Genomic DNA, 236 nt, shown 5'->3' with positions numbered 1-236 from the left:
CCTATTATCTCGACGTTACCCCGCCCGGCTTCAACAAGGGCACGTTCGTGCAGGCCATGGCCCAGCGCTTGGGCATCTCGACCGACGCGGTTGCCACCATCGGCGATATGCAGAACGATCTCGCGATGTTCCGCGTCAGCGGCACCTCGATCGCGATGGGCAACGCCGCCGACAACGTCAAGGACGAGGCCACGCATGTCACTGCGAGCAACGAGCAGGACGGCTTTGCCGAGGCG

1 protein-coding gene is annotated in these 236 nt (G+C 64.0%); it reads left to right on the top strand.

Annotated elements, in window-relative coordinates; translation table 11 throughout:
* Positions 1-236: HAD hydrolase family protein (locus AC0L2B_RS00030; protein WP_473743605.1), on the top strand; the 236-nt coding region annotated here is incomplete at both ends.

This window comes from Mesorhizobium sp. WSM4815 (assembly GCF_055811575.1).
This window is presented reverse-complemented; position numbering and strand designations above follow the sequence as displayed.